This is a genomic window from Roseibium sp. SCP14, assembly GCF_040329475.1.
Classification (GTDB): Bacteria; Pseudomonadota; Alphaproteobacteria; order Rhizobiales; family Stappiaceae; genus Roseibium.
This window is the reverse complement of the sequence record NZ_JBDZYH010000026.1, coordinates 1-518: the sequence shown is the minus strand read 5'-3', so window position 1 is coordinate 518 and position 518 is coordinate 1. Positions and strand designations below refer to the sequence as shown.

General features: G+C 64.3%; 1 protein-coding gene. It reads left to right on the top strand.

Annotation, left to right across the window (positions count from 1 at the left end; genetic code table 11):
- Window positions 1-518: DUF5801 repeats-in-toxin domain-containing protein (locus tag ABLQ08_RS32430; RefSeq protein ID WP_352950915.1), on the top strand; the 518-nt coding region annotated here is incomplete at both ends.

The window sequence follows — 518 nt, the reverse complement described above, 5'->3', positions numbered from 1 at the left end:
GTGACGCCGACCGATGGCGACGCCATCATGGTACAGACCTATGACGGCGGCCTGACCGACGGCAACTTCACCGGCAACGCCGATGGCGACGGGGTACCGCTTGTCTCCACCGCCAGCTTTGCCGGTGCCTTCGATGTCACGGCGGATGCCGGTGCGGACGGCGAGGCCTCCACAACCGTCACCTACATGCTGCAGCTGGCCGCCGCCTTCTCGGAAGGCGACCCGTCCGGGCTGACTTCGGCCAATGTCGCCATCAACCTCTATGAGGTCGGCGGTATCATCTACGGCTCCACCGCCGCCTCCGAAGGTGACGTCGATCCGGCCAATACCGTCTTCACCCTGGAAGTGGACGGAGCGGGCAATGTCACGCTGACACAGTCCGGAGTGATCGATCATGATACGGACGAAAGCTATTCAGGCGCCTACATCAACGATGTCCAGGAACTGGCAACGGGCCTTGTCGAGCTGAAGGCGACGGCGGAGACGACCGACGGCGACGGCGACACGGCCACCGGCAG